The sequence below is a fragment of the Pseudomonas sp. B7(2017) genome, assembly GCF_002112745.1.
Taxonomy (GTDB): Bacteria; Pseudomonadota; Gammaproteobacteria; order Pseudomonadales; family Pseudomonadaceae; genus Aquipseudomonas; species Aquipseudomonas ekonensis.
Map to the genome: position 1 here is coordinate 26,622 of NZ_NEIP01000027.1, position 8,364 is coordinate 34,985.

Consider the following 8,364-nt stretch of genomic DNA (forward strand, 5'->3'; position numbering starts at 1 on the left):
CCGGGATGCACAGTCAATCTGGACGTAGCGGCTTCAATGGCCTTGAAGAGCTTCATGGCCGCTGCGTGGTGGCGGTCGCTGAGGTGTTCAAGAATCTGCAGGCGCTCAGCCCCGTGCTTCAGGCTGCCGCTCAATCGGCATCGTGGGTTTTGCGCTTCGCTTCCATCAGGGCATGCATTTCGGCCATCACCTGCTCGTGCGCAATGCTCGGGCGCGGGTCATCGATGGAAGCCTGCACCTCGGCCCTGAACCACCGGTCATAACTGGCCGCCTGTTCGTCAGGCTCAAGGTCTGAAACGACTGGGCACAGTGGATCGGTCATAGGGCCTCCGGGCGCAATGCCCGGCAGTCTATTCGGTAACGGGCACGCTGTCGTCGCTGACGGGATGAGTTGCATGGAGGAAACGCTCCGTGAGGTTCAGGTGGATGCCTGCCGATCCTGGACGGCGCACTTCCGAGGGGCAACCTGCAAATTCGGTCGGAAAAATCCGCATTTTTCTCGAATCCACCCTTCTTCTGTAGGAGCCAGCCTGCTGGCGATGGCGGCCTGAAAGCCGACCAGCCCTTGGCTGAAGCACCCCCAGTCAGACTGCATTTCAGTTCTAGATTGTTTAAAGGATGTTGCTGATTTGCGGATCCTTCCCACAAGGTTTTCAGGTTGTCCCTCGGAAGGCCGGGCCCTAGCCTGTGTCTGTCGCTGCCAACTCAGCGACCGGGCCTGGAAGTCCGAGGAATGCAGAACGCAAAAGCGCCATTCATGACGTATGCTTGCGCACCTTCACGGTGTGCGCTCTGTCATGGCGGCTGTGCGTAGGAGACCTTCGTGTCTGCCGGGTTCTCTGCTCCCGGATTTCCAGCCTGCGTACAGCTGCCACCCCTTCGCCTGGAAATCGAATGGGCCAGCTCCATTTTTCAGCAGAGGTCTTCACCTATGTTCAAACCCACACCCAACCCTCCTGTAACCCCCACCACCGATCCCGCATCCCCCTACGAATCCATCGACTCACGCAAACTCAACGAAGCCGCGGAGCGCGCCCTCGACCACTACCTCAACCCGACCGCCCGGATCATGGCCGCCCCCAGCGATGCGGATCCCATGTACCTGCCCAACCCGGTCTACGACACCGAATCCCTGCTGGCCAACGCCAGCGAGAACCTGGGCTCGGCCTCGGAGATGCTCAACAACTTCGCCGCCACCCTGGACAACGGTCACCGCCGCACCGCGCTGGGCATCGCGCAACTGGTGATGTTGAGTGAGGTGGCGGTGGGCCAGGCGCTGGATAACGTCGAGCCTAAGACCTGAATGCGTTGAGCTGACAAGGATCCCCTGTGGTGAGAGAGCAAGCTCTTTCGCCACAGTGGCTGACAGCGGTGTCAGGGATCTTCCTGACGCGCATGCAAGACGCTCAAGACTCGCACGTGATCCGCCACTTGATAGATGACCAGATAGTTGGGGTGCACAACGATTTCCCGTGTGCCGGCAACCCGACCTGATCGATAGAGACAAGGATGCACAGTCAGTTTGGAGGTAGCGGCTTCAATGCCCTTGAAGAGCTTCATGGCCGCTGCGTGGTGCCGGTCGCTGATGTGTTCAAGAATCTGCAGGAGTTCAGCCCGTGCTTCAGGCTGCCACTCAATCTGCATCGTGGGTTTTGCGCTTCGCTTCCATCAGGGCCTGCATTTCGGCCATCACCTGATCGTGGGCAATGCTCGGGCGAGGGTCATCGAGGGAGGCTTGGACCTTGGCCCTGAACCACCGGTCATAACTGGCCGCCTGCTCTTCGGGCTCAAGGTCTGAAACGACTGGGCACAGCGGGTCGATGAGGGTCGGGTCGGTCATAGGGCCTCCGGGCGCAATGCCCGGCAGTCTATTCGGTAACGGGCACGCTGTCGTCGCTGACGGGATGAGTTGCATAGGGGAAACGCTCCGTGAGGTTCAGGTGGATGCCTGCCGATCCTGGACGGCGCACTTCCGAGGGGCAACCTGCAAATTCGGTCGGAAAAATCCGCATTTTTCTCGAATCCACCCTTCTTCTGTAGGAGCCAGCCTGCTGGCGATGGCGGCCTGAAAGCCGACCAGCCCTTGGCTGAAGCATCCACAGCCGGACTGCATTTCAGCTCTGGATTGTTTAAATGATGTTGCGAATTCGCGGATCCTTCCCACAAGGTTTTCAGGTTGTCCCTCGGAAGTCCGGGCCCTAGCCTGTGTCTGTCGCTGAATTCAGAAATCGGGATTGGAAAACTTCGGGTAAAGCAGAATGGCCAAATCAGAAAAGACTCATGCCATGGCCGCCCATGTTCAACTGGAACTGGCCAAAAAAATTGATTGGATGGAGGAGCACCTGACGCTTGAAGCGCTGGCGGATGTGGACGCCGGGCGTGTTATCGATCATCAGGTCGTACACGTCTGGGCCGACAGTCTGACGACGGATAGCCCACTGCGTGCGCCACGCTGAGGGAGTTGATTCGGATGGCAAGCACGCGCCTCGTTCGCTTCACCTGATGTCGGTACGATCACTCTTGCGAAAGCCGCGATCGCACAACGCAATCGCGGCTTTTATTACGCCCAACCCTTACTGCTGCAACACCGTCGCCTGGTTCGCCGACCCGAACTGCTGGATGTTCGCCGTCTGGGTCATCCCGCTCTGATCCACGGTGGCGATGTTGCCGGTGCCGCCTTGGGTCACGTACGCCACGTTCATCGTGTCGGCCTGTTTCACGCTGATCTGGTTGTCGCTGCCGTAGAGCTGCGCGGTGTAGGCCTGGTTGCCGGAGCCGGACTGATCAAACTCGGCGCTGTTGCCCGAGCCGTTCGACGAGCCCTGGATCAGGTTGGTGGTGCCGCGCTGGTCGGCGATGAGGATGTTGTCGCTGCCGTTCTGGTCGAAGTACAGCTCGTTGTAGGACTCGGCCTGGCTGACGGTGGTCTTGTTGCCGGTACCGGTCTGGTGGGTGGTCATGGTGTGGCCGACGCCGTCCTGGGTGAAGCTGGCGATGTTGCCGTTGCCGGCCTGGGTGACCGTGGCGCGCTGGTTGCTGCCGAACTGGCCGCCGTGCTGCGGGCCTTTCCAGTTGCTGGCGTAGACCTTGTTGTCGTTGCCCGCCGAGGTGGCGTTGAGCACGTGGCCGTCGCCGTTCTGGTAGGTGAAGTGGACATTGCCGTTGCCCACCTGGTACAGCGCCAGCGTCGAGTTGACCGACTCGAACTGGTCGGCGTAGATGGCGTTCAGGTTGCCGACCTGGGTGACGGCGGCGGTGTTGTTTTCGCCGTAGCTCTGGTCCACCACGGTTTCGTTGCCGTCGCCGTACTGGTTGATGGTGGCCTGGCTCGCCAGTTGCGAGTCCTGCCAGATTTCGGTGCCGTTGAGGGTGCCGAACTGGTTGATGGTGATGGTGCCGCCGGTGCCGTTGCGCTGGTCGCCGTAGGCGTAGTTGGAGTCGCCGGCCTGGTTGATGCCGATCGTGCCGCCGTTGTGGGTGACCTGCTCGGCGGTGCCGTAGTTGGCGGTGCCGTACTGGGTGATCACCGAGCTGTTGCCGCTGCCTTCATACAGCTGCTCGATGTTGGCTTCGTTGCTGTCGCCGTACTGGAAGGTCTTGCCTTCGCTGCCGTTCTGCGAGTCCTGGTAGATGAACGAGAAGTTGCCGCTGCCTTGCTGTTGCTGCAGCGCCGTGTTGGGCGAACCGAAGCCCAGGGACTGGCTGGCGTGCGCGGTGTTGAAGGTGCCGACCTGTTGTTGGGTGATGGTGCCGTTGTCTTCGTAGAGCTGTTCGGCGTAGCCGGCGTTGTAGTCGCCGACCGCGTCCTGGGTGATGGTGCTGGTGGCGTGATCCTGCACGGCGGCGGCGTTGTTGCCCTCACCGAACTGGGTCTGGGTGGCGGTGCTGAACGGGGCCTGGGTCTGCTTCACATCGGCGATGTTGGCGGTGCCGGCCTGGCTTTGGGTGGAAAGGCTGTCGTCGGCCATGGCCTGGGCACTGATCATGACCAGGATGGCGGCGGTGAGGGGCGTCAATTTGAACATGATGAACTCTCCGATGATTGCAGTGCTTTAGCGGTATTGCTTGACCGAGACGCTCATGCCGTTGCCCGACTGGGTCACGGCGCTTTGCAGCCCCGTGCCGGCCTGCTCGATGCTGGCGTCGTTGTTGTTGCCGTTCTGCGAAATCTGCGCGCGGTTGTGGCTGCCGGCCTGGGTGATCGAGGCGGCGTTGCCGGAACCGTTCTGGGTGATCTGCGCCATCAGGTCGCTGCCCTGTTGCAGGATGTACGCCTCCTGGTTGCTGCCCGACTGCACGATCCGCCCGAGCAGTGACTGACCGTTCTGCGAGAGCAGGGCGATGTTGGCCTGGCCGTTCTGGTCGATCAGCGCTTGCTGGCCCACAGGTGGGGGCAGTTCGCCGAGGTCGGCCGAGGGGGCCAGGTCATCGTTGTCCATCAGGTCGTCGGCGCGCGCGCCCGCACCGCCGCACAGGGCGAGCAGGCACAGCAGGGCGGCGGTCGGCGTGTTCATGGCGTTGTCCTGTGTCGTTCAGGCGGTCCGGGGGCTTGCCCCATCCACCCGCAGGCGGATGGGGCGAAGGCCTACAGCGTGGTCACCGACACCGTGCGCACGGTGCCCTGGGACGAGCGGATGGTGGCGGTCGGGTTGGCCGACGGCACCACGTTCGTGTTGTTGAGCGTCAGCCGCCAGCGACCGGTGACAGGCACCGTCGTCGTGCCGAGGGTGACCAGCCCGGTCGGGGTGGTGACCTGCACGGTGATGGTGTTGCCGGTGGTCACCGACGAGGTGCCGGCGAAGTCCCAGTTGAAGCGGTTGCCGGAGCGCGCCTGCACCGTCGAGGTGGTGATGGTGAAGGTCTCCGCCGCCGGCCGTGGCGACACTTGCACGGTGACCGTCGCCGGCGTCGACTGGGCGCCGAAGCTGTCCCGGGCGATGTAGGTGAAGGTCGTGGTGAAGGCCGTGGTCACGGTGGCCGGCGGGGTGTAGGTGATCACGGTGCCGTCGGTGCTCACGGTGCCGCGCCCGGCCGGTGGCTGGGTCAGGCTGGCGACGCCCAGCGGCACGTTGCCTTCCGGATCGGTGTCGTTGGCCAGCACGTTGATCGGGATCGCCACGCCCAACGTGGCGACGCTGTCGGCGACGGCGGTCGGCGGCCGGTTCGGTGCCACGCTGACGGTCACGGTGGCCGGGTTCACCGAGGCCAGGCCTTTGCTGTCCTGGGCCTTGTAGGTGAAAGTCGCGGTCAGCGGCGCGTTGACCACCGCCGGCGGCGTGTAGACCACCGAGGTGGTACCGTTCAGAGCGACGGTGCCTTGGCCGGCGGCCGGTTGGGTCAGCGCGGTGATGGACAGCGGCACGTTGCCGTCCGGGTCGCTGTCATTGGTCAGCAGGCTGAGGGTGATGGGCACGCCGAAGCTGGTGCTGCCGGTGTCGGCGACCGCCAGCGGCGCTTGGTTTTCACCGGTGTCCGGTGCGCTGCCGACCACCACGACCGGCTCGGTGTCGCTGCCGCCAGCGGCGGATTTCACCGTCACGGTGGCGGGTGGCTGGGTCAGGTCGGCCACGGTGATGCGCTGCAGGGTGCCGGTCTTCGACAGGCGGCCGTAACCCTGGGCGACCATGTCCGGCACGGCCACCTCATCGGAGGACGTGGCCTCGATCAGCAGGCTGTGGTTGGCCCAGCTGTAGCGGGCGGTCTGGATCTTCACCACATCGGTGAGCTTGCTCGACACCGCCGTCGGCCGGGTGGTGCCGGTCGGGTTGGTGGCGGTCACGACGACCACCGACGGCAGGGTGCCGGTGCCCAGGCGCTGGCCGAAGAACAGCCCGTTGTTGTCGCCCAGCAGGTTGGTCTGGCACGGCGACGGCGGGGTGCCCGGCACCAGCGCCACGCTTTCGCGAAAGCACAGGGTGGAGCTGGCGTCGGCCTTGGCGAACACTTCGGCGCGTATGCCCGCCGAGGTGCGGCGGTAGGTGGCGCGGTCGATGGCGACGTGGGTCTGCTGACGGTTGTCCAGCACCTTGCCCGCCACGGTGAACAGGTTGGTCTGGATCGTGCCGGCCGGCCCCGTGATGCGCACGAAGTTGGTGTTGAACGGGCTGCCGGTCACCGCTTCGGTGAGGTTCGGGTCGCCGACGAAGGTCTCGATGCTGCCGGTGTCCGGGTTCACTTCGGTGTACGGGCCGTTGACGCTGCGCAGGAACGGGCCGATGGCGCCGTTGAGCGCACCGCTGAAGTCGCCCGGCGCGCCGATGCCGATGTCTTTGGTGATGTTGATCGCCCGCCGTCCCGGTGCGGTGACGTTGACCGTCTCCACGCCGTAGGGGTGGGTGATGGTGTAGGTGCCGGCGACGGGCACGTTTACCCGGATGCGGATCCGCGCGAAGCTTTGCTGATCGCCGTCGACGGGGTTTTCCGAGGCGAACGCCGCTTCGATCCCCGCCACGTAGGCGTCCATGCCGTAGCCGGCGCCGTTGTTGGCGATGTTGGTCTCGGCCAGGAACCAGAAGGCTTCCGGCGGCCAGTTGTCGGGGAACACCATGGGCTGGGTGTCGTCGAAGACGCCAGGCTCCGGCAGCAGGGTGCACATGTAGGCCGGCGGCACGCTGGCCGGCACCCGCGAGCTGGCGGCCCGGGACTGGCACAGTTCCATCGAGAGCAGGTTGTTGTCCTGGTACCACATCGGGAATTTCCCGGTGGCGAAGGTGTAGGGGCCGGGATCGACGGCGGCGAGTTGCGCGAACGCACTGCCCGACAGCGAGATTGTCAGCCCGAGCGCGTTGAGCGCGAAGCGTGGCCACTTGTTCATGATGCCTCCTGATGCGGATCTGGGCATGTGAGCGTTCATTGCACGATGACCACTTCTTCGGTATCGCTGCCGCCGTTGGACGACGTCACCCGAACCTTGGCCGGCGGAATCGGCGAGATCCCGGTGGTGAGGGATTTCACCGCGCCGTCGCCGCCCAGGGCACCGATGGCGGCGCCGCCGGCGGTGCTGGCGGTGAGCACCGGCGGCGAGGTTTCGTCGCTGGTCGAGGCCACGAGGGTCAGTTGCCCGGAGCTCAGGCTGTATTCGGCGCGCTGGATCACCACCAGGTCCGTCAGGGCCATGGGCAGGGTGGTCGGGGTGCTGCTGGCGATGGCCAGGTGGTTGTCGGCGGTCACTTGCAGGGTGGTCGGCAAGGTCGGGTTGGCCGGTGACTGCGCATACCAGCTGCCGGTGCTGTCGGCCTCCGTGAGGTTGAGCACCGGGGTGCTGCTGGTGACGGCGACGGTGGCGGGCGCGGGCGGGGCCTGGACGAAAACGTCCTGCTGGGCCACCGGGGCGCTGGCGCCGGGGGTGCGCGAGTAGGTGCTGCGCTGGGTGATCAGCGGCGTCGGGCGGACCACCGTGGACAGCTTGCCGGAAATGGCGAACGTGGTGGTGCGCAGGTCGATCCCGCCGGGCCCTTCGATGCGGATGAAGTTGGTGTTGAACGGGCTGCCGGTGACGGCCTCTTCCAGGTTCGGGTCGCCGATGAACTGCTCGGCGGCGCCGGTCACCGGGTTGGTCTCGGTGTAGGGCCCGTTGACGCTGCGCAGGAACGGGCCGACGTCGCCCTTGAGCGCGCCGTCGTAGGTCTTCGGCGAGCCGATGCCGATGTCGCGGGTCATGTTGATCGCCCGCCGGCCGGGGGTGTCGACGTTGAACACGTCCACGCCGTAGGGGTGGGTGATCACGTAGGTGCCGGCGGTGGGCACGTCGACCCGGATGCGGATGCGGGCGAAGCTGATCTGGTCGCCTTCCGCCGGATCGCCGCCGCCGAAGGCGGCCTCGATGGCCGAGACGTAGGTCAGGTCGATGCCCCGCGCGGCATCGACGATGCTCCCGTCAGCGGTGAACCAGAAGGCTTCATCGGGGAAGTTGCTGGGGAAGGACAGGGGTTGCGCGTCGTCGAAGATGCCCGGCGCCGGCAGCAGCGAGCACATGTACGACGGCGTGCCGGGCACGCTCGGCACGCGGGAGCTGAGCGCTTTGGACAGGCACAGATCCAGGGTGCGGCCGTGGGTGTCCTGGTACCAGGCGGCGAAATTGCCGTTGGCCGGTGCGTAGGGGCCGGGGTCGACAGCGAACAGAGCGGCTTGGGCGATGCCCTGGGCCAATGCGCTCACGACCAGGACGGTCGCGGTTTTGGACAGTAAAGGGTGCATGAGTTAATCCCTCTATCGAAGTGCCTGCCCCGTGGGGTGGGTCAGTTGCAGGGGCCTCTACAACTTCCATACCAATGCACCCTCACACAGCCGCAAAGCCCCGTGCCAAGGGCCTTTGAGGGTGGGTGGGAGAGGGTGGCGAGGCACGCAGGGCAGGGCGACAGTCCC

The 8,364-nt window shown here is 64.9% G+C and carries 9 protein-coding genes; 2 read left to right on the top strand and 7 right to left on the bottom strand.

The annotated features are described in order from the left end of the window. Positions 1-130 precede the first annotated feature (130 nt). Complete coding sequence (locus CAG29_RS27295) at positions 131-322, bottom strand: antitoxin (protein WP_085586872.1); 192 nt, start codon at positions 320-322, stop codon at positions 131-133. A gap of 609 nt (positions 323-931) precedes the next feature. Between CAG29_RS27295 and CAG29_RS27300 the strand changes: the two genes are divergently transcribed. Then, complete coding sequence (locus CAG29_RS27300) at positions 932-1,303, top strand: DUF6124 family protein (RefSeq protein ID WP_085586873.1); 372 nt, start codon at positions 932-934, stop codon at positions 1,301-1,303. 71 nt (positions 1,304-1,374) lie between these two features. Here the strand turns inward: CAG29_RS27300 and CAG29_RS27305 are convergent, their stop codons facing one another. Together CAG29_RS27305 and CAG29_RS27310 are read right to left on the bottom strand one after the other, a co-directional pair. Further along, a complete protein-coding gene (locus CAG29_RS27305; protein WP_085586874.1) occupies positions 1,375-1,644 on the bottom strand; it encodes a type II toxin-antitoxin system RelE/ParE family toxin in 270 nt (89 codons plus the stop codon). After that, on the bottom strand, positions 1,634-1,840 hold the full coding sequence (locus CAG29_RS27310) for an antitoxin (protein WP_085586875.1): 207 nt from the start codon (positions 1,838-1,840) through the stop codon (positions 1,634-1,636). The genes CAG29_RS27305 and CAG29_RS27310 overlap by 11 nt, the downstream gene beginning before the upstream one ends. A gap of 418 nt (positions 1,841-2,258) precedes the next feature. Here CAG29_RS27310 and CAG29_RS27315 point away from each other — a divergent pair, with 418 nt between their 5' ends. Beyond that, positions 2,259-2,456, top strand: a complete 198-nt coding sequence (locus CAG29_RS27315; protein ID WP_085586876.1) for a hypothetical protein — start codon at positions 2,259-2,261, stop codon at positions 2,454-2,456. A 117-nt stretch (positions 2,457-2,573) separates the two neighbouring features. On the opposite strand, the gene CAG29_RS27320 is transcribed toward CAG29_RS27315, so the two are convergent. From CAG29_RS27320 to CAG29_RS27335, 4 genes are all read right to left on the bottom strand, one after another. Further along, the gene (locus CAG29_RS27320) at positions 2,574-4,025 is read right to left on the bottom strand and encodes a curlin (protein WP_085586877.1); all 1,452 of its coding nucleotides are present in this window, start codon (positions 4,023-4,025) and stop codon (positions 2,574-2,576) included. A gap of 27 nt (positions 4,026-4,052) precedes the next feature. After that, positions 4,053-4,514 (bottom strand): curlin, encoded by a 462-nt coding sequence (locus CAG29_RS27325; protein WP_085586878.1) that lies wholly within the window; start codon positions 4,512-4,514, stop codon positions 4,053-4,055. A 71-nt stretch (positions 4,515-4,585) separates the two neighbouring features. Continuing rightward, positions 4,586-6,814, bottom strand: coding sequence for an Ig-like domain-containing protein (locus CAG29_RS27330; RefSeq protein ID WP_085586879.1), 2,229 nt, complete (start codon positions 6,812-6,814; stop codon positions 4,586-4,588). Between the two features lie 35 nt (positions 6,815-6,849). After that, the gene (locus CAG29_RS27335; RefSeq protein WP_085586880.1) at positions 6,850-8,196 is read right to left on the bottom strand and encodes a hypothetical protein; all 1,347 of its coding nucleotides are present in this window, start codon (positions 8,194-8,196) and stop codon (positions 6,850-6,852) included. Between the last annotated feature and the right edge of the window lie 168 nt (positions 8,197-8,364).